Annotated in this window: 19 protein-coding genes; 7 read left to right on the top strand and 12 right to left on the bottom strand. The window is 62.5% G+C overall.

Annotated elements, in window-relative coordinates:
• Window positions 1-16: 16 nt before the first annotated feature.
• Genes HKK57_RS26680 through HKK57_RS26665 form a run of 4 tightly spaced genes read right to left on the bottom strand, consistent with a single transcriptional unit; the run spans window position 17 to window position 4,652 of the window.
• The gene (locus HKK57_RS26680) at window positions 17-832 is read right to left on the bottom strand and encodes a polysaccharide biosynthesis/export family protein (RefSeq protein WP_169391150.1); all 816 of its coding nucleotides are present in this window, start codon (window positions 830-832) and stop codon (window positions 17-19) included.
• A gap of 6 nt (window positions 833-838) precedes the next feature.
• Window positions 839-1,750, bottom strand: a complete 912-nt coding sequence (locus HKK57_RS26675) for a glycosyltransferase family 2 protein (protein WP_029293197.1) — start codon at window positions 1,748-1,750, stop codon at window positions 839-841.
• On the bottom strand, window positions 1,750-3,213 hold the full coding sequence (locus HKK57_RS26670; protein WP_029293195.1) for a mannose-1-phosphate guanylyltransferase/mannose-6-phosphate isomerase: 1,464 nt from the start codon (window positions 3,211-3,213) through the stop codon (window positions 1,750-1,752). Before HKK57_RS26670 ends, HKK57_RS26675 begins: the two co-directional genes overlap by 1 nt.
• On the bottom strand, window positions 3,213-4,652 hold the full coding sequence (locus HKK57_RS26665; RefSeq protein ID WP_029293193.1) for an undecaprenyl-phosphate glucose phosphotransferase: 1,440 nt from the start codon (window positions 4,650-4,652) through the stop codon (window positions 3,213-3,215). Before HKK57_RS26665 ends, HKK57_RS26670 begins: the two co-directional genes overlap by 1 nt.
• A gap of 495 nt (window positions 4,653-5,147) precedes the next feature.
• Between HKK57_RS26665 and HKK57_RS26660 the strand changes: the two genes are divergently transcribed.
• Complete coding sequence (locus HKK57_RS26660) at window positions 5,148-5,777, top strand: LysE family translocator (RefSeq protein ID WP_029293185.1); 630 nt, start codon at window positions 5,148-5,150, stop codon at window positions 5,775-5,777.
• Between the two features lie 124 nt (window positions 5,778-5,901).
• Here the strand turns inward: HKK57_RS26660 and inhA are convergent, their stop codons facing one another.
• Entirely contained in the window at window positions 5,902-6,582 is a 681-nt protein-coding gene (gene inhA / locus HKK57_RS26655; protein ID WP_070995585.1) for an isonitrile hydratase, read from the bottom strand.
• Window positions 6,583-6,672: 90 nt separating this feature from the next.
• On the opposite strand from inhA, the gene HKK57_RS26650 reads away from it, so the two are divergent.
• Window positions 6,673-7,641: a GlxA family transcriptional regulator gene (locus tag HKK57_RS26650; protein ID WP_169391149.1), complete on the top strand. Its 969-nt coding sequence runs from the start codon at window positions 6,673-6,675 to the stop codon at window positions 7,639-7,641.
• Between the two features lie 6 nt (window positions 7,642-7,647).
• On the opposite strand, the gene HKK57_RS26645 is transcribed toward HKK57_RS26650, so the two are convergent.
• The 4 genes from HKK57_RS26645 to HKK57_RS26630 form a co-directional block, all read right to left on the bottom strand.
• On the bottom strand, window positions 7,648-7,848 hold the full coding sequence (locus HKK57_RS26645) for a GNAT family N-acetyltransferase (protein ID WP_169391148.1): 201 nt from the start codon (window positions 7,846-7,848) through the stop codon (window positions 7,648-7,650).
• On the bottom strand, window positions 7,845-8,228 hold the full coding sequence (locus HKK57_RS26640; protein WP_237150415.1) for a VOC family protein: 384 nt from the start codon (window positions 8,226-8,228) through the stop codon (window positions 7,845-7,847). The genes HKK57_RS26645 and HKK57_RS26640 overlap by 4 nt, the downstream gene beginning before the upstream one ends.
• An 879-nt stretch (window positions 8,229-9,107) precedes the next feature.
• Entirely contained in the window at window positions 9,108-10,934 is a 1,827-nt protein-coding gene (locus tag HKK57_RS26635) for a glycoside hydrolase family 15 protein (RefSeq protein WP_169391147.1), read from the bottom strand.
• A complete protein-coding gene (locus HKK57_RS26630) occupies window positions 10,927-11,727 on the bottom strand; it encodes a glucose 1-dehydrogenase (protein WP_133715635.1) in 801 nt (266 codons plus the stop codon). Before HKK57_RS26630 ends, HKK57_RS26635 begins: the two co-directional genes overlap by 8 nt.
• 162 nt (window positions 11,728-11,889) lie before the next feature.
• Here HKK57_RS26630 and HKK57_RS26625 point away from each other — a divergent pair, with 162 nt between their 5' ends.
• The 4 genes from HKK57_RS26625 (at window position 11,890) to HKK57_RS26610 (ending at window position 16,890) form a co-directional block, all read left to right on the top strand.
• The gene (locus HKK57_RS26625) at window positions 11,890-12,636 is read left to right on the top strand and encodes an AraC family transcriptional regulator (RefSeq protein WP_029293175.1); all 747 of its coding nucleotides are present in this window, start codon (window positions 11,890-11,892) and stop codon (window positions 12,634-12,636) included.
• A 114-nt stretch (window positions 12,637-12,750) separates the two neighbouring features.
• A complete protein-coding gene (locus HKK57_RS26620; protein ID WP_070995592.1) occupies window positions 12,751-14,229 on the top strand; it encodes an efflux transporter outer membrane subunit in 1,479 nt (492 codons plus the stop codon).
• Window positions 14,226-15,377, top strand: a complete 1,152-nt coding sequence (locus HKK57_RS26615) for an HlyD family secretion protein (RefSeq protein WP_092235435.1) — start codon at window positions 14,226-14,228, stop codon at window positions 15,375-15,377. Before HKK57_RS26620 ends, HKK57_RS26615 begins: the two co-directional genes overlap by 4 nt.
• Complete coding sequence (locus tag HKK57_RS26610; RefSeq protein WP_169391146.1) at window positions 15,367-16,890, top strand: MDR family MFS transporter; 1,524 nt, start codon at window positions 15,367-15,369, stop codon at window positions 16,888-16,890. The genes HKK57_RS26615 and HKK57_RS26610 overlap by 11 nt, the downstream gene beginning before the upstream one ends.
• Before the next feature lie 80 nt (window positions 16,891-16,970).
• Here the strand turns inward: HKK57_RS26610 and HKK57_RS26605 are convergent, their stop codons facing one another.
• Window positions 16,971-17,555 carry a TetR/AcrR family transcriptional regulator gene (locus HKK57_RS26605; protein ID WP_070995594.1) on the bottom strand — a complete coding sequence of 195 codons (585 nt, stop codon included), beginning with the start codon at window positions 17,553-17,555 and terminating at the stop codon, window positions 16,971-16,973.
• A gap of 142 nt (window positions 17,556-17,697) precedes the next feature.
• Here HKK57_RS26605 and HKK57_RS26600 point away from each other — a divergent pair, with 142 nt between their 5' ends.
• Window positions 17,698-18,870, top strand: coding sequence for an MFS transporter (locus tag HKK57_RS26600; RefSeq protein ID WP_169391145.1), 1,173 nt, complete (start codon window positions 17,698-17,700; stop codon window positions 18,868-18,870).
• Window position 18,871: 1 nt separating this feature from the next.
• Here the strand turns inward: HKK57_RS26600 and HKK57_RS26595 are convergent, their stop codons facing one another.
• A complete protein-coding gene (locus HKK57_RS26595) occupies window positions 18,872-19,237 on the bottom strand; it encodes a type II toxin-antitoxin system HicB family antitoxin (RefSeq protein ID WP_070995596.1) in 366 nt (121 codons plus the stop codon).
• Entirely contained in the window at window positions 19,234-19,485 is a 252-nt protein-coding gene (locus HKK57_RS26590) for a type II toxin-antitoxin system HicA family toxin (protein ID WP_029293161.1), read from the bottom strand. The genes HKK57_RS26595 and HKK57_RS26590 overlap by 4 nt, the downstream gene beginning before the upstream one ends.
• Between the last annotated feature and the right edge of the window lie 147 nt (window positions 19,486-19,632).

The following is a 19,632-nucleotide window of genomic DNA, read 5'->3' as shown; positions in this document are numbered from 1 at the left end:
GCGTGATCATTAGTGGCTAGAAGCATGTGCCACCCCGACAGTCGACGGTGTTCCCGCTATTTTTAACGTCACTCTGATTCAGGTCGTAGTTCAAGCCCACGCCAATGCCCTTGTTGATCGGGAACAGACGGGTGAAGTACATATCCACTGCTTCCACCGTCGCGCCGATACCTGACTGCGGCACATAGATTAGGTCGCCACGTTGCAGGGCCACTCGAGGGTGATTTGGGTCGGTCAACATGCTGTTCAAACTGATGAAGTAGGTCTTGTACTTGCCATCCGGGCCGGTGCGCATTAACGCCACATTGGAGCTGTCCGCTGATGGCAACACCCCGCCGGAACTCAGCAACGCCTGCTCCACACTGACATTGCCCGCCAGGTCAAAAAACGCCGGATTAGGTACCGCACCACCGATAAACACCTTATTGCTCGGTGCGCTGGCGATGTTCACCGTCACTGCTGGCTCGCGGTAGATGCGCTTGTACTTGTCGGTAATTTCCTTCCCCAGGTCTTCAGGCGTGCGTAATGCCGCCTTGATCCGACCGATGCTGGGGATCGAGATCACTCCGTCGGGACGCACGACAAATACCGTCATGTCGTCGGCTGCTGCGGGCTCCTGCGCATCACGCACGATGCGCAACAAGTCCCCACTCTGGATCAAGACCTGGGGCGGTGGCAGGTCGGCCAGGCCCAGCGCGGCCTGGTGCCCGGCCTTGAGCGTATTGTCATCAGGAAGCGGCACCCGCGCAGGGGTCGAACAACCAGCCAGCCAGATCGAGGCAGTCAACAGGCTGAACAGGGTAAGACGGGAACGTCGGTTGGTAGTCTTCATGACGGCTCAAGTCCAGTAGGTGGAAAACATGCCCAGGCGCTGCTTGAGCGATTTGGGCAGGTAGCGTTCAAGGTGGCCGAGGCGATAGCCCAGCAATTTAAAAGCACTGCGCACCACCACTTCGGGGGCGCGGTGCAAGGCGTTGGCCTCGCGCAAGGCACGTAATTCGGCCAGTACATAGCGTTTACCTTCGCCGCCGGCGTCGCCGAACGCTTGGCGAATCCACGGCTCGCGGCCGTAGAACACACCAATGTCGAAGTAGCGGTGAAACTCATCCATGAGTCGGTAGTCGTGGGAGTGATAAACCCGGGCGCTGGCCGCGTACTGCACCTTCCAGCCTGCCAGCAGCATGCGCGCGGCGACGTAAGCGTCCTCGCTGCCGATCACGTCGGCCGGGAACCCGCCCACGGCCTGCAGGGCGCTGCGCCGGTACACGGAAAACGAGTCGGAGCTAAAGCACGTCTTGATCCCCAACTGCGGCGCATCGGCCAGGCTTTTGCTGCGGCTGTGCGCCGGGTAATTGAAGTGCCGCGACTGCGCACCCAGCACCCCGGCACCGGGGTGCGGCAGTTGCCGGCCGTAGGCAACACCATTGAGCGGGTCCAGTTGCAGCTCTTCGAGCAGCTTGGCGAACGTCTCGGGTTCGGCCGGGATCGCGTCCTGGGTCATCACGATCAGGGCGTCGCCGCCCACCTGTTCGCTGGCCCAGCGCCGCGTACCTCCGTGGTTGAAGTGGCGGGCGTCGATCACTTCGACACGGGCGCCGAACTCGCGAAAGCGCGCCACTGTGTCGTCGCTCGATGCGCTGTCGACCACCAGCATTTCGTCGGGTTGCACGGTTTGCATGCGCAGCGCCGGCAGCAGCCGGTCGAGGTGGCTGGCTGCGTTACGGGTCGGAATGATCAGGGAGGTACGCATCAGGGCTGGGGCTCGCTGCCGGGCGCGCGGCCGTAAATATCATCGAAGCGCACGATGTCGTCTTCGCCCAGGTATTCGCCGCTCTGCACCTCGATCATTACCAGATCGATGATGCCGGGGTTGGTCAGGCGGTGTTTGTGCCCGGCGGGAATGTAGGTGGACTCGTTCATGTTGAGCAGGATCTCGCGCTCACCATTGGTGATCATGGCGGCGCCGCTGACCACTACCCAGTGTTCGCTGCGGTGGTGGTGCATCTGCAAAGACAGCGAGCCCTTGGGCTTGACCACGATGCGCTTGATTTTGAAACGGGTGCTTTCCTCCAGCACCGTATAGGTGCCCCACGGCCGGGTGACGGTGCGGTGCAGGCTGAATGCCGGGTGGTTCTGGCGCTTGAGCTCGGCGACGATATGGCGCACGTCCTGGCTGCGGTTGGCGTCGGCAATCAGCAGGGCGTCGGGGGTGTCGACGATGATCAGGTCACGCACCCCGACCGCCCCCAACACACGCTTGGGTGAGTCGATGTAGCAGTTGTGCACGTCGTGCAGGATCGCTTCGCCATTGATCTGGTTGCCGTTGTCGTCGCTGGGGGTCAACTGGCGCACGGCTTCCCAGGAGCCGATATCGCTCCAGCCAATGTCACAGGGCACCACGGCGACCTGGGCGGATTTCTCCATCAGGGCCACGTCGATGGAAATGTCTGGCGCGGTGCCAAAGCCTTGCGGGTTCAGTTCGCGCTGGCGGCTGCTGCTGTTCTGCAAGCTGGTGCTGTGCGCCAGCGCGGCTTTGGCGGCGTCGAGCACGGCTGGCGCGTGGGTCGCCAGTTCGTCGAGCACGGTGGCGGCCTTGAAGCAGAACATCCCGGCATTCCACAGGTGCTTGCCGCCGTCCAGGTAGCCTTGGGCGGTGGCCAGGTCGGGTTTTTCGACGAAGCGCTGGACGCGAAAACCCTGTGCCAGGGCCGAACCTTGTTCGATATAGCCAAAGCCCGTTTCGGGGCGGTCGGGCTGGATGCCGAAGGTCACCAGGTAACCCGCTTCGGCCAGTTCGCGGGCCTGGGCCACGGCCTGGGCGAACGCGCTTTCATCAAGGATCAGGTGGTCGGCCGGCATCACCAGCAACTGTGCGTCGCCGCCGAAAAACTCTTGCACATGCAAGGCTGCGACAGCGATGGCGGCGGCGGTATTGCGGCCAAACGGTTCGAGCAACAGGTCCAGGCCCAATTGGGCCGTGTTGACCGCGCGGTAATCGTCGAGGGTGCGAAACAGCAGGTCGCGGTTGGTTACCGTCAGCACGCTGTCGACCCCCGGCAGGTGGCTGGCGCGCAGGAAGGTTTTCTGCAGCAGGCTCTGGTCGTCGCGCATGCGCATGAACGGTTTGGGCATGTTCTGCCGCGAAACCGGCCACAGCCGCGTGCCCGAGCCACCGGAAATGATGCAGGGAATCAATCCGTTGAGGGTGTTCATCAATAGACTTCCTTGGTGGAAAGGACGGCCGGGACCGTCATGAAAACGATGTACAGGTCAAACCACACCGACCATTTGGCGATGTATTCCAGGTCGTACTCGACCCGTTTCTGAATTTTGAACAGGGTGTCGGTTTCACCGCGGTAGCCATTGATCTGTGCCCAGCCGGTGATGCCTGGCTTGACCCGGTGGCGCGAGCTGTACTCGCTCACGGCTTCCTCGAAAGGAATCCCGGCGGCCTTGGTGGCAGTGGCATGGGGGCGGGGGCCGACCATCGACATGTTGCCCAGCAACACGTTGAACAGTTGGGGCAGCTCGTCGATGCTGGTCTTGCGGATAATCCGCCCGACGCGGGTGATGCGCGGGTCGAGGCGGGTGGTCTGGCATTCGGCATTGCGGTCGGTCTGGTCGACGTACATCGAGCGGAACTTGAACACCCGGATCAGGTTGTCGTTGTAGCCAAAACGCTTCTGGCGAAACAACACCGGGCCCTTGGAATCGAGCTTGATGGCGATGGCCGTCACCAGCATGATCGGGGAAAACAGCAGCAGCCCGGCACTGGCAAGCAACAGGTCTTCGCAGCGCTTGATAAAGGGTGACCAGCCGCGCAGTGGCAGTTGCGAGGTGTTGAACATCAGGATGCCGCCGACATCGGTGATGCGGTTGTGGCCATAGCGCAGGGCAGCCATGTCGGGCACCAGCATGACGTTGACCGACATCTGCCGCAGGCGCTTGACCAGCCCGTTGATGCGCTGCTCGGCGGCCCAGGGCAGGGTGATCATCACCTGGTTGACCTGTTCGGACCTGATCAGCTTTTCCAGGTCGCGGGTGTTGCCCAGCAGCGGCAGGTTGCTCAATTCCTTGGGGATGCGCTCGGTACGGTCGTCGATAAAACCGATCAGGCCGGAACGGATATCACTGTTGCGCGACAGGTGTTCGGCCACATGCACGGCGGTGTCGGTAAAACCGAGAATCACCGTGCGTTGCAGGAACTTGCCGTTCTTCATCAGGTTGCGATATAGGCGCAGCATCAGGATGCGTTCCACACCAAACAACATCAGGCTCAGGGTGAACCAGAACATCAGGTTGCGCGGGCTCAACTGCGGGAACAGCAGCAGGATCTGGTACATGAACAGCAGGATGCAAAACGCGGAAATCCAGGCGACCAACATCACGCGAAAACGCAGGCGGTTGCTGAACAGATCCTCGGAGTACACCCCCAGGGCCTGGAACAGAATGATGGTCAGAATCGCAAAGAACAGCAGCAGGCCAAGGTAGTGGCTACGCATTTGCGGGTCCACCGGATCCGGATAGAACAACAGGATCATCGCCGGCAGGACCGCCGTCAGGCCGTGCAGTAATTTGACGAAAACCACGAAGAATTCAACAAAGCCGGTACGAGTCAGAAACAGGCTGTCGACTGACGACTTCTCACGCATAAATCATCCCTCAATGCACCACCAGGACTTCCCTGTTCGTATGCTCATCCATAAGGCAGGTTTGCTTTATAAGTGGTGCAATGCGAACGACTGCTTTCGCTGGGTAAAACGCAATTACCTGTCTGCTCGCAGGTATTTTTGCTCGGTAATGTCTAAATGATGGCTCCTTTTGATAGGCTCGTCAAGGTTTTGACTTTTATCAAGGTTCTCGCCGTCGAGCTTCATAAGATACTCTTGTTGTGACGGTTTGTTGACATGTTTTGTGGGGGTTCTCAGATTTATCGAGAATAAGTGATGGCTTTTTGGAGTGTAGGAACAAAAACGGGAATTTTCCTGCGGGGAGGGAAATCCCTTTTTTGACGCAGTATAGGAAGGGCGCGGGCTGAAACTTGGGCCGGCTCCCACAGCTATGGCTTCAAGGCCGGTATCGCCTTCGCTGGCATCGGCGGCTGAGGTAGGACTAATCTACGGTTTTCCCTGGCGGATGAGTTGAGCATGATCGATCTCGCAACCCTGGCGGTTTTCTCTGGTTCTGTGCTGCTGTTGTTGCTGTCGCCCGGGCCGAACATGGCCTTTGTCATCAGCCATGGCGTGAGTTACGGCTGGCGGGGTGGGGTGGCGGCCGGCCTGGGGATCGGCGTGGCGGACCTGCTGCTGACCGCGTTGACTGCTACGGGCGTCACCGCCCTGGTGGCCAGTTGGCCTCCGTCCTTTGATTTGATTCGCTATGCAGGCGTGGTCTACCTGCTGTGGCTGGCGTTCAAGACCCTGCAGAAAAAGCCGTCCCTGGACACCGCCCAGGTTGTGCGGGTGCGCCTGGGCGGGGTGTTTATGCGCGCCATGCTCAACAGCTTGCTCAACCCTAAGGCGCTGTTGTTTTTCATGGTGTTCCTGCCGCAATTCGTCAAGCCTGAGGCCGGTCCCATTGCCCTGCAATTGGTGCAATTGGGCTTGGTCCTGACGTTGATTGCGGGCGTGTTTCACGCGGTGCTGGGTATTTTTGGCGGGGCGATCAGCCGGTTTTTTGCTGGCAGTGAGAAGACCGCAGGCCTGCAAAAATGGGGGCTGGCCACGGTGTTGACGGTGCTGGCCGTGCGCCTGGCGTTGATGCCGCGCACGGTGTAGATGGCGCGCAGGTGTATCTCCTTGTGTGAGCGGGCTTGCCCGCGATAGCGGTGGGCCAGCCAAAACATTCGGTGACTGACACGACGCCATCGCGGGCAAGCCCGCTCCCACACTAGTTCGGCCTTCAGCCCAGCCGCGCCGCTGCCCGTGCGGTAATTTCGCCGCGGGTCTTGCGTGATTGCGCGGTGCGCTTGTTGGCCTCGTCCAGCACAGGCTGTGGTGCGCTGTCTGGCCGCCCGGCGTTGAAGGGCGGGGCCGGCGCATATTCGAGTTGCAGTTGCACCAGTTGCGCGGCCGCCTCGCCGTACAACTCGGCGGCCAGGGTCAGGGCAAAATCAATCCCCGCCGTGATGCCGCCACCGGTAAACAGGTTGCCGTCGCGCACCACGCGCTCCTGCACCGGGATCGCGCCCAGGGTGGCCAGCATGTCGTGATAGGCCCAGTGCGTGGTGGCCCGCCGCCCGCGCAGCAAGCCCGCCGCACCCAATACCAGCGAGCCGGTACACACCGACGTCACATAGCGTGCGGTCTGGGATTGCTGGCGCAGAAAGCCCAGGGTCGGCTCATCTTCCATCAACGGTCCTACCCCTGAACCGCCCGGTACGCAGATCACATCCAGCACCGGGCAGTCGTCGTAGGTGATGGTCGGACTGAGCACCAACCCGCTGCTGGAGGTCAGTGGCGCCAGGTCTTTCCAGATCAGGTGCAGCTTCACATCCGGCAATGACGCCAGCACGTCGTAAGGGCCGGTGAGGTCCAGTTGCTGGATGCCGGGGAACAACACAAAGCCGATCTGCAAGGTCATGGTGAAACTCCAGGAAAGAGGATGGACGGCTTCACTCTAGTGGCCTAGGCTTTGGCGCATACGCCATTGAGCCCACGAATCACGCCAATCATGCCAAAAATCATCCATGTACTCGCCTTTGCCAACGTGCAGGTGCTCGACGTCACCGGCCCCTTGCAGGTGTTTGCCTCGGCCAACGACCTGGCGCGCCAACAGGGTTTGCCGTTGCCCTATGCGGTCAACGTGATTGCCGCCCAGGCCGAGCCGGTGATGACCTCTGCCGGCCTGGCGCTGGTGGCCGAGCCGTTGCCTGGCGCCGAGACGCCCTGCGACACCTTGGTGATCGCCGGCGGCTGGGGAGTGTATGGCGCGGCCGAAGACCCGGACCTGGTGGCCTGGGTGCGGGACAAAGCCCGGCACTCACGGCGCGTGACGTCGGTGTGTACCGGCGCCTTCCTGCTGGCTGCCAGCGGCCTGCTGGACGGCTGCCGTGTCGCGACCCACTGGACGCGCTGCGAGGAATTGGCGCGCAAATACCCGAGTCTGCAGGTCGAGGCCAATCCGATTTTTATCCAGCAGGGGTCGGTCTGGACCTCGGCGGGGGTCACCGCCGGTATCGATTTGTGCCTGGCCCTGGTGGAAGAGGACCTGGGCCGCGCGGTCGCCCTGGAGGTGGCGCGGCACCTGGTGGTATTTCTCAAGCGCCCCGGTGGGCAGTCGCAGTTCAGCGTCACCCTGTCCCTGCAAAAGGGCAGCAGCCGCTTCAGCGAGTTGCACGCGTGGATTGCCGAACACCTGCACCTGGACTTGAACATCCCGACCCTGGCGGCGGCGTGCGGCATGAGCGAACGCAGCTTCGTGCGCCATTACCGCGCCGAGACCGGGCAGACTCCAGCGCGAGCAGTCGAGCTGATCCGCGTGGAAACCGCACGCCGGCAACTGGCCGACAGCGCCGTAGCGATCAAGCGCATCGCCGCACAATGTGGTTTTGGCAGCGAAGAGACCATGCGCCGCAGTTTTCTGCGCACCTTGTCGATCACCCCGCAGGTTTACCGCGAGCGGTTTTCGGCGCCGGCTTGAGTCAGCTCAATGCTCGTGTGACAGCAGTGAAAATACCTGCAGGTCCTGATAACACCCCGCCCAGAATCCGGCCTCGCGCAGCACACCTTCGCGAGTAAAACCCAAACGGTCCAGCAACGCCTGTGACGGCAGGTTTTGGGGATGGACGTTGGCGGTCAACTCCCGCAGTTGCAGGCGTTCGGTGTAGAGGGTGGGGAAGCTATTCAAGTCGAATGGCCTGGTTGTCGTAGGCCGATACAGTTGCCCCATGGGTCGCGGACCTGGCAGATCCAATGCCCGCCCTCGATGGCCAGCGGTCCGCGGTACAACATCGCCCCGAGTGCTGTCAGGCGCTGCACCTGCTGCTCCAGGTTTGCCACTCGCCAATAAACCACTGACCCGGCTGCTCCGCTGGCGACCTTGTGGTCGGCGTTGACAATCTCAATGGCTACCCCGTCCAGTTCCAGATGACCAAAGTCATCCGGGTCATGCGCCCGGCGTTCTGCGCCAGGGAAGGCGGCTGCATACCAGTCGGTCGCGGCACGCCAGTCGGGTACGTGGATGAGGATGGAGAGAATGGGGGACAGCCGAGCATTATCGGGCATCATGTTTCTTCCTTGCACACAGGAGGAGCGGTATATACCTGGCTTTTTCCGATTATGAAAGAAGTCGAGGTTCTGCGATGCCAATGGCAAGCACACTTATTGTGGCGAGCTGGCTTGCTGTGGCGAGCGGGCTTGCCCCGCGCTGGGCTGCGAAGCAGCCCCAATAAGGCTACCGAGTTCCCTCAGGCAGATCGCGAAAACAGGTTTTGGGGCCGCTTCGCAGCCCAGCGCGGGGCAAGCCCGCTCGCCACAACAAGCCCGCTCGCCACGGCCAGTAAGCTGCAGCGCTGTAAAGCCAGCGGATCAAGGCTGCCACACCGTTTTCTCTCCACTCTACTTGCGATCCGTTGCCTGGTTTAAGTTGAAATTCTGATGGCAAGCACACTTATTGTGGCGAGCGGGCTTTTCGTGGCGAGCGGGCTTGCCCCGCGCTGGGCTGCGAAGCAGGCACAATGAGGCCACCGAGTTCCCTCAGGCAGATCGCGAAAACAGGTTTTGGGGCCGCTTCGCAGCCCAGCGCGGGGCAAGCCCGCTCGCCACAACAAGCCCGCTCGCCACGTCCAGTAAGCTGCGGCGCTGTAAAGCCAGCGGATCAAGGCGGCCACACTGTTTTCTCTGCACTCAGCTTGCGATCCGTTGCCTGGTTTAAGTTGAAATTCTGATGGCAAGCACACTTATTGTGGCGAGCGGGCTTTTCGTGGCGAGCGGGCTTGCCCCGCGCTGGGCTGCGAAGCAGCCCCAATGAGGCCACCGAGTTCCCTCAGGCAGATCGCGAAAACAGGTTTTGGGGCCGCTTCGCAGCTCAGCGCGGGTGTAAGCCCGCTCGCCACAACAAGCCCGCTCGCCACGGCCAGTAAGCTGCGGCGCTGTAAAGCCAGAGGATCAAGGCTGCCACACCGTTTTCTCTCCACTCAACTTACGATCCAGAAACGTCGCCGCGCTGATCAACGCCAAATGGCTCAGCGCCTGTGGCGTGTTGCCCAGGTGTCGCGCCTGGCTGTCGAATTCCTCGGCATACAACCCCAGCGGGTTGGCATAGCGCAGCAGTTGTTCGAATTCCAGGTGGGCCTTTTCCACTTGGCCTGCGCGAGCCAGGCATTCGACATACCAGAATGAGCAGGCAGTAAACGCCCCCTCAGTGCCTTGCAGGCCATCAATCTGGCTGTCGTCATTGCGATAGCGGTACACCATGCCGTCGCGCACCAGACTTTTCTGGATGGCCTCCAGGGTCGACAACCAGCGCGGGTCGGTGGCTGCCACGAAGCGCACCAGTGGCATCAACAGCATCGAACCATCCAGGGCGGTGCTGCCGATGTGCTGCACGAAATGCCCGCGTTCCTCGTTCCAGAAGTTGCTCCAGATATCTTCATATATCGCCTGGCGGGTCTGGTCCCAGCGGGCAAAAGGTGCCGGCAGCGAACGCTTGGAGGCCAGGCGGATCGCGCGGTCGAGGGCGACCCAGCACATCAGGCGCGAGTGCAGGAAGTGATGTTGCTCGCCGCGCATCTCCCAGATGCCGACGTCTTTCTGGTTCCAGGTCTCGCACACCTGGTCCACCACTTCCAGGGTATGTTTCCAGCCCTCATGGGAGATGGCTTCGCCGTACTTGTTGACCAGGTACACCGCGTCCATCAGTTCGCCGAAAATATCCAGTTGCACCTGGTCAAAGGCCTCGTTGCCAATGCGCACCGGTTGCGCGCCGCCATGGCCGCTGAGGTGGGTCAACTCGGTTTCCGGCAGCTGTTGGCGGCCGTCGATGCCATACAGGATGTTGATTTTCATCGGCTGCCCGCAGCAGTCGCTGACGCGCCCGCGCAACCAACGCATGTAGTCATTGGCTTCCTGGACAAAACCCAGGCGCATAAAGGCGTAGACGGTGAACGAGGCGTCGCGGATCCAGGTGTAGCGGTAGTCCCAGTTGCGTTCGCCACCTGGGGCTTCCGGCAGGCCGAAGGTGGCCGCAGCGAGGATCGCGCCGTGTTTGCGTGAGGTCAGCAGCTTCAGGGCCAGGGCCGAGCGATTGACCATTTCCCGCCAGCGCCCGCGATAGTTGGACTGGGCCAGCCAGCCGCGCCAGAACGCCAGGGTGTGCTGTAGGCACAGGTCGGTGCCGCTGCTGTCGACGCGCACATCGTCCAGACCGCCCAGGACAAATTCGGCACCTTGGTCCTGGTCCAGGGTAAAGCAGGCGACGGCGGCGTCATTGTCGATCTGCAAAGGCTGGCTGCTGGCCAGGCGCAGGCCAGGCAGGCCCGCTGCTTCGAAGCACACATCAGCGTTATCGGCCGTGGCCCGCGTGGGTGCCCTGGCATAGTCATGGCGCACTGCGCAGCGCATGTGCAGGGTGGCCTTGCCGCTCACCACGCGCACACGGCGGATCAGCAGGGGCAGGTCGTCGACGTCGTCGCTGACGCTCAGCAGGTCGGTGATTTCCACCACCGCTTCATCGCTCAACCAGCGGGTTTGCAGGACATTGGTGTCCGGCAGATAGATCTGTTCCCGACGCGCCTGGGGCAGGTCCGGGGTCAGTTGGAAGATCCCGGCGGCGGGGGAGTCCAGCAGTGAGCAGAAGATCGACGGGCTGTCGAATTCCGGCCAGCAGAAAAAGTCGATGCTGCCCTGGTCGTTGATCAGTGCCGCACTGCGCATGTCGCCGATGATGCCGTGGGCATCGATGGCGCTTTGAGCTTCGTTTTTCAGATCAACCATTGTCTTTGAACTCCGGGTAGAGGCTCATGCCGCCGTCGATAAACAAGGTGCTGCCCACCACATAGTCGGAGGCATCACTGGCCAGCCAGACCACGGCGTTGGCCACATCTTCGACGTCACCGACGCGGCCATAGGGGATCAGTTTCAGCAGCGCCTGCTCGGCATCACCCTCGGTGGCGGCGCGGTTGATGGCCGTGCGGATCGCCCCTGGCGCGATGCCGTTGATGCGGATCCGTTGGTGGCTGACTTCCTGGGCGAGGCTGCGCATCAACATCTCGACGCCGCCTTTGGACGCGGCGTAGTTGACGTGGCCGGCCCATGGGATCAACTGGTGCACCGAGCTCATGTGGATGATTTTGCCGGCGGCCCGGGATACGCCTGCTCGCACGCCCTGGCGGTTGAAAATGCGCAGGGCGGCGCGGGCGCAGAGGAACTGCCCGGTGAGGTTGACGCCGATCACCGTGTTCCACTGCTCAAGGGTCATGTCGCTGATGGCGGCGTCTTTTTGCAGGCCGGAATTGGCCACCAGAATGTCGAGATGACCGAAGGCGTCGAGGGTCTGCGCAAACAGGCGCTCGACATCGTCCTCCCGGGACACATCGGCGCCGATGGCCAGGGCCCGGCCGCCACTCTGGTTGATCTGCGCCGCCAGGGCCTGGGCGGGCTCTGCCTGACGGTTGTAGTTCACCACCACCGCCGCGCCGGCCGCGGCCAAAGCCCTGGCGGCGCCCGCGCCGATGCCGGAGCTGGCGCCGGTGACCACGGCCACTTGTTGTTCCAACGAGATGCGCATTGTCCACCCAACCTTTATTGCGGGAGTCCATTGAGCTGACTGACGGTGCGCGGCACAAGTTCAGTGGCTTGTCCGAAATGCGACGATGGCTGTCTATATCTATCGTTTTCGCCATTGGGCTTTTGGTTAGAATCACTGGCTTAACGACGTGAGATGCTGCCCATGACAACTGCGCCCCGGCCTTGGCTTGAGGCTTATGCCGACAACTACCGCAACGACGAAGTGGTCCATCCCCATTGTCATACCCAGGCGCAACTGATTCACGGCGTCACCGGGGTAATGGTGGTGAGTACGGCCCAGGGCAGTTGGCTGGTGCCGTCCGGGCACGCGTTGTGGGTGCCCGCCGGGACGCCCCACGAAATTCGCATGGCCGGCGAGGTGCACATGCGCACCTTGTTTCTCATGCCTGAGGTTGAGCCTAGCCTTGGCCGCACGTGCCAGGTGATCGAGGTGTCCGCGCTGTTGCGGGAGCTGATCGTGGCCGCCACACTGATCGCCGGTCAGGTCAACAACCCGCGCCTGCTGGCGATGGTGGAGTTGATCCGTATGGAGTTGCTGGCCGCGCCGGTGGTGGCGATGCACGTACCGGTGCCCGGCGACGCACGGCTGGCCAGGTTGTGTACGCGGTTCATCCGCAACCCGGCTGATGACAGCAGCCTGGAGTCCTGGGCCGACACCCTGAACATGAGCGCACGCACCCTCAGCCGGATTTTCCAGCGCGAGCTGGGCATGAGCTTTGGCGAGTGGCGCAAGCGTGCGCGCCTGGCGTTGAGCCTCAAGTTACTGGCCCAGGGCGCCTCCATCCTGGAAGTAGCGCTGGAACATGGTTATCAAAGCCCCAGCGCGTTCAGTGCGATGTTCCGTCGTTCGCTGGGGTATCCGCCGAGTCATTTCCGCCCTGGGGCCTGATGTTGCTTCATGTAACCCTATTGTCCATTTGGCGACGATACATGGCCCTGGCGCGGGCGAATCCGCCAGGGCGCATGCCTAATCTGCAAAGCTCATTCTTCAGCGAGCTTTGTGATGCCCAGCCTTGTCGTTCATCCCCCCACTAGCAATCGATTCCCGGCGGCCCTGACGCTGCTTCTGCTGGGCGCGCTGGCCGGATGCAGCGGCCTGCCCGACGAACCTGCAGCGCCGTTGGCGGCCCAGGCGATACCGCAATTGTCCAGCGGGTCGGCAACCCAGGCGCTGCCCCAGCGCTGGTGGCAGCTTTACCGCGACCGGCAACTGGACCTGTTGGTCGAGCAGGCCTTGCGCCACAACAAAGACCTTGAGGCCGCCGCCGCGCACGTCGATGCGTTGCTGGCCCGCCTGGAGCAGGTCGACCGCCAGCGCCAGCCCTCGACCTTGCTGACCTACGGCGTGGGCTATGGCCGTAGTCGCGACGACCAGACCCTGGCCCAGGCCACCGGTGAACATGCCGATGCCGAGTGGAGCCATGCTCCCGGATTCTCCCTGAGCTACACCCTGGACCTGTGGGGCGAGGTGCGTTACCGCCTGGCTGCCGCCCGCGCCGATGCGCAGGCAGCGCGGGCGCTGGAGGACGAGTGGCGGGTGACGGTGGCCGCGCAAACCACGCGGGCCTATGGCCAGGCTTGCGTCTATGCCTTCAGCAGCCAGGTGCAGCGTCATTCGGTGCAGGTGTTGGAGCGCAGTGTCGAAGTCACTCGCAAACTGCAGCAGGCCGGTGCGGCCACCGCTCTGGACCTGGCGCGCCTCAATGGCCTGCTGGAAGAAACCCGTGCGCCGTTGCCCATGTTGACTGCCCGCCATCAGGCCGCACTGTATGAATTGGCGGTGCTAAGTGGCATGCGGCCCCAGGACGTGGCCCGCAACAGCTGTGCCCAGCCCCCGCAATTGCAGGCGCCGCTGCCCGTGGGGGACGGCTGGGCGCTGGTGCAACGGCGTGCCGATATCCGGCGTGCCGAGCGCCAATTGCAGGCGGCCACGCTGGCCATTGGCGTCGCACGCGCCGAGTTGTACCCGCGAGTGACGTTCGGTGCTGCACTTGAGTCTTCGGCGAGCAGCCTGGGCAAGTTGGGGGACAGTGAGGCGCTGGTGTATTCCGTGGGGCCGTTGTTGTCCTGGCGCTTTCCCAACCGCGGCGTCGCCCAGGCCCGGGTGGGCCAGCGCCAGGCCCAGGCGCGCGAGGCCCAGGCGCGTTTCGACGGCACGGTACTGAGCGCCTTGAAACAGGTCGAACAAGCTCTGGCGCTGTACCAGGGCGAACAGCAGCGTCGTCAGGCCCTGCAAGCCGCGCTGGACAACAGCCAGCAGGCGTTTGAACTGGCCACCCGCAGTTATCGGGCCGGTGCCCTTGATGCCCTGCAATTGCTCGACAGCGAGCGCAGCCTGGTCAGCCTGCAGGCCACCCTGGCCCAGGCAGACCTGCGCTTGGTCAACCGCCAGATCGACCTGTTCCAGGCTCTGGGTGGCGGCTGGCAACGTGACGATCAACCTCAACCCTTACCCCTTGCTGCCCTTGGAGCCAAGCCATGAACCAGGCTGTTGAACCCGCCATCCTGCAATCCACTCCCAGCTTGATGCAACGCCATCGCCGCGCATTGCTCACAGGCGCCTCCCTGGCGACGCTGCTGGGGCTGGGGCTGTTTGCCGGGTATTGGTGGCAGTGGGGGCGGTTCCTTGAAGAGACCGACGATGCCTACGTCCGTGCCGACTGGGTGGCGGTCAGCCCGCGCATCGCCGGCTACGTGGCCCAGGTACTGGTGGAGGACAACCAGCCGGTGAAGGCGGGCGATGTGCTGGTGCAGTTGGATGACCGGGACTTTATCGAGCAGTTGCGCAGCTCCGAGGCGAAGTTGCAGCAAGCCCGGGCAGCAGCGACGGCGCGCCAGTCCAGCCTGCATACCCTGGATGCGCGGCTGGCCGAGCAGCAGCAACGCATCGCCCAGGCCCAGGCGGCCTTGCATAGCAACGAGGCCGAGGCCCATCGTGCGCGCCTGGACTACCTGCGTTATCGCGATCTGGTGGACCAGCAGATCGCTACCCGTGAGCGCCTGGAAACCGCCAGTGCCGGCCAGGCCAAGGCTCTGGCGGCGGTGACCGAAGCCCGTGCCCAAGTGGCCCGGCAGCAGGCTCAGTGCCAAGTCTTGCAGGCGCGTCGCCAACAGGCCCAAGCGCGCATCGCCGAATCCCAGGCCCGGGTGGGCGAGGCCCAGGCCAATCTGGCCCTGGCCCGCAATGCCTTGAATGACACAGCAATCCGCGCGCCGTTCGACGGGGTCGTGGGCCAGCGCAAGGTCCGTCGCCAGCAGTATGTGATGCCCGGCCTGCCGTTGCTGGCAGTGGTGCCGGTGGAGCAGGCCTATGTGATCGCCAATTACAAGGAAACCCAGTTGCAGCACATGGCGCCGGGGCAATCGGTGGATATTGCGGTGGACAGTTTTGCCGGCCAGCGCTGGCGCGGCCAGGTGGAAAGTATCGCCCCCGGTTCCGGCGCGGTGTTCGCCTTGTTGCCGCCGGACAACGCCACCGGCAATTTCACCAAGATCGTGCAGCGCTTTCCGGTGAAGATCCGCCTGGTCGCGGACGAGGTCAACGGCCCCGCGATCTTGCCGGGAATGTCGGTGATCGCCACGGTGGATACGCGTCCGGCCCGCCAGCAGGACAGTTCCCATGGCGGCTGATGCGCGCAGCACTTCGACGGTATCGTTTCGCGCCTGGGTCGCGGTGATCGGTGGTCTGTTCGGTTGCTTCATGGCTGGCATGAACGTGCATGTCACCAGTGCCGCGTTGCCGGAAATCGAAGGGGCCCTGGGCGCCACGTTTGAGGAGGGATCGTGGATTTCCACGGCCTACCTGGTGGCGGAAATCATCATGATCCCGCTCACCGCATGGCTGGTGCAGGTGTTCTCGTTACGACGGGTAATGCTGTGGGGCTCCGGGGTATTTCTGGTGGCCTCGGTGGCCTGTTCGATGGCGCCGAACCTGCCGGTGATGATCATCATCCGTGTGATCCAAGGGGCCGCGGGGGCGGTGCTGATTCCGCTGTCGTTCCAGTTGATCATTACCGAGTTGCCCGCCAGCAAGATCCCGCTGGGCATGGCGCTGTTTAGCCTGGCCAACAGCGTGGCCCAGGCCGCAGGGCCGTCTATTGGTGGCTGGTTGACCGATGTCTATTCGTGGCGCTGGATCTTCTACCTGCAGCTGTTCCCCGGCATCGCGCTGTTGGCGGCAGTGGCCTGGTCCATCGATCGCCAGCCAATGAACCTTGGGTTGCTGCGCCAAGGCGACTGGCTGGGCATCGCGTGCATGGTGCTGGGCCTGGGCGCGTTGCAGATCGTGCTGGAGGAGGGCGGGCGCAAGGATTGGTTCGGCTCGGCCTTTATTGTCTGGATGAGCCTGGCGGCGGTGGTCGGGCTGGCAGGGTTTATCGGTCGCCAATTGTGGGGCAGCAAAAGCTTTATCAACCTGCGATTGTTGGCGCACTACAACTTTGGCGTAGCCAGCGTGGCGATGTTTATCTTCGGTGCCAGCACCTATGGCCTGGTATTCCTGGTGCCCAACTACCTGTCCCAGATGCAGGGCTACAACGCCAGCGAAATTGGTATCAGCCTGATCGCCTACGGCATGGTGCAGCTGGTGCTGGCGCCGTTTTTGCCGCGGCTGATGAAGTGGTTTAGCGCGAAAATCCTCGTGGCTTCAGGTTTCGCGATCATGGCCCTGGGCTGTTGGATGGGCGCGCATTTGTCGGCCGACAGCGCCAGTAACGTGATCATCCCCTCGATCGTGGTGCGCGGCATCGGCCAACCATTGATCATGGTGGCGCTGTCGGTGCTGGCGGTGCATGGGCTGGCCAAGGCCGAGTCAGGCTCGGCCTCGGCGGTCTTCTCGATGCTGCGTAATCTGGGCGGCGCAGTGGGTACGGCCCTGCTGGCACAGTTGGTGGTGGTACGCGAGCAGGTGCATTCGGCGCGGATCGGTGAATCGCTGAACATTTTCGAGCCGGCCTTGCAACAACGCTTGCCGGGCGGCGGTTTGCTGCAGGAACAATGGCCGCAGCATCAGCAGGTGCTGGGGTTGCTGGACCAGAGCGTACGGCACCAGTCCTTCTTGATGGCTTACAGCGACGCGTTCTACCTGGCGTGTGTGGCGCTGACGTTGTGTGCGGTGGCGGCGCTGTTGTTGCGGCGAACCTGAGCCTCGTTTTCAGGGGTAGTTGTGGTGAGGGGCCTGTTGTGGAGAGGGGGCTTGTCCCCTCTCCACAACAGGCTAGGGGCTCAGGCCACAGGCTTCAGCCCCCGAAGCAGCAAATCCAAGCCTTGCAGCGCTTGCTCCAGGCATTCATCCGGGCGTTCGGCATGGGCAATCCATTGCGCCGTATCCACCAGGCTGCCATTGATCAATCGGGCCAGCGCCAGGCTGGGGGCCTGTTCAATCAATCCGACCTGCATCAATCCCTCCAGCAGCCGACGCAGTGAGTCGATGCATTGCTGTTGGGCGCCGACGTCAGCACCCAGCACTGCCGGCGCATCTTGCAGCACAATGCGCTGGATTTCCGGATCCTGGGCCATGCGCAAATACGCGCGACAGCGTTCGCAAAAACCCTCCCAGGGGTTTGCGGCCTGGGCGCTAATTTGTTGCAGGTGCTCATCCATTTCGCTGTCGAGTTGCGCGACCACCGCTGCCAGTAAGCCTTTTTTGTCGCCAAAATGATGGTACAGCGCCCCCCGCGTGAGGCCGGCGCGCGCGGTGAAATCGTCCATGGAGGTATGGGCAAAGCCTTGGGTCGCAAAAGCGTGGCGGGCGCTGGCTAGCAAGCGGGCGCGGGTTTCTTCGATCATCTCGGCGCGGGCTCGGCTCATGGAAAATGCTCGTCCTGGTCAGGTGGGTAGTTGACATACGCTGCGTATGTTACTCATGATTTGTCACATACGCACCGTATATATTTCGCCCGGATTGCCTTGAATGGCAAGCTCCAGGGCTCCCAGCAAGAGGACACGCACCATGGCAAACCCCTACGCCGAGCTGTTTCAGGCGCCAGGTTCCAGGGCTTTTGTATCGGCCGGCATGCTCGCGCGCATGCCGATTTCCATGACCGGTATCGGGTTGATCACCATGTTGTCCCAGGTCCGCGGTGGTTATGGGCTGGCGGGCGCAGTGGCGGCCACCTTTGCCTTGGCTACGGCGTTTTGCGCGCCGCAGGTTTCACGGCTGGTAGACCGTTACGGCCAGGGCCGCGTATTGCCGGTGGCGGCCATGATTGGCGGGGGCGCGCTGTTGATGCTGTTGTTGTGTACCCGCTTGCAGGCACCGGACTGGACGCTGTTTATCTTCGCCGCCCTGGCCGGTTGCATGCCCAATATGTCGGCCATGGTGCGTGCGCGCTGGACCGAGATCTACCGTGGCCAGCCCCGCTTGCAAACCGCCTTTGCCCTGGAGTCGGTGCTGGACGAGGTGTGCTTTATCCTTGGGCCACCGATATCGGTAGGGCTGTGCGTGCTGCTGTTTCCCGAAGCCGGTCCGCTGGTGGGGGCGATCTTGCTGGCGGTCGGCGTGAGCACCTTCGTCCTGCAAAAACAGACTGAACCGGCTATTCACGCTCAGCTTGAGCAGCAGGGCCGCTGGTTGATTACCCAGCCTTCGGTATTGGTGCTGATGATCCTGCTGATGGCCATGGGCACCATCGTCGGTGTGGTGGACGTGGTCAGCGTAGCGTTCGCCCAGCATCAGGGCCAACCGGCAGCCGCGAGTATTGTGCTGTCGGTGTATGCCATTGGCTCGTGCCTGGCGGGGCTGGCCTTTGGTGCATTGAAATTGCACATGCCGTTGCCCCGGCAGTTCCTGCTCTGTGGCCTGGCCACGGCGTTGACCACGCTGCCGTTGTTGTGGGTGGGGGATATCCTGGGGCTGGCGCTGGCGGTGTTTGTGTCCGGGCTGTTTTTTGCGCCGACGCTGATTGTGTCCATGGCGCTGGTGGAGCAGGTCGTCCCCCCCAGCCGCTTGACCGAAGGCATGACTTGGCTGATCACCGGCCTGAGCATCGGCGTGGCCATCGGTGCGGCAAGTTCCGGCTGGATGATCGATCAATTCGGCGCCCCCAGCGGGTTCTGGGTGGCGCTGGTGGCCGGGGCGGTGGTGCTGGCGGCCGCCGTGCTGGGCTACCGCCGCCTGGGCTAAGTCACCCCAGGGCGGGGTGACTGTCTGCCGCATGATGACGCAGGAACTCGTTCAAGGCCTGGCGCGTCAGGTCGTTGAGCGTGACCTTTTTCTGCGTCGCCGCCAGGGCTGCGGCCAGGTGCAGATCATGGCCGACCCGTACATTGAATGAGCCTTTGCAGGGCTTTTCTGGTGCCTGGCCCAAGGTCTGGCACGTAGTCAGGTAATCCTCCACCGCCTCGCGAAAGGCGGCTTCCAACTGGGCCACGGTCTGGCCTTCGTAGCTGACCAGGGCGCGGATAAACAGCAACTTGCCGAACAGGCAATTGTCCTCGACGCTGGCTTCTATGGAGCCGATGTAGCCTTTGTATTTCAACTGGTTGCTCATTGAAGCAAGCCTCCTGATTCCAACTGTTCAATGATCTGGCGCCGAATGTAGTGTTTCAGCTCATTGCCAGGGTGGGGCTTGTGCAAGGTGATCATTGCACTCGGGTCGCCGATGTCGAACTTGACGCGGCTCCCAGCCCCTTCGATTTGTCGATAACCCAGCCAGCCCAGCAATGTGACGAGCTCAGGCCAGGTGAATGCCATCTGCAGGTTGAGCAGTTTGGCGAGCAGCTTTTCATTTTTGGACACGGCGTTCCCTGCGTGTAACTAAATGTAGTTGCAAATACGGTTGTGCGTCAATGATAGGACCGCTTTGCGGACTTCTCCCGGCTTTGATGTAACGCCTGATGACTGCACCCGCCTGCGCTAATTTTTCCCGTCTGGATTCGTTTTATA

Source organism: Pseudomonas sp. ADAK21 (assembly GCF_012935735.1).
GTDB lineage: Bacteria > Pseudomonadota > Gammaproteobacteria > Pseudomonadales > Pseudomonadaceae > Aquipseudomonas > Aquipseudomonas proteolytica.
Note: the sequence above shows the minus strand (reverse complement) of the source record. Positions and strands in the feature narration are given on the sequence as shown.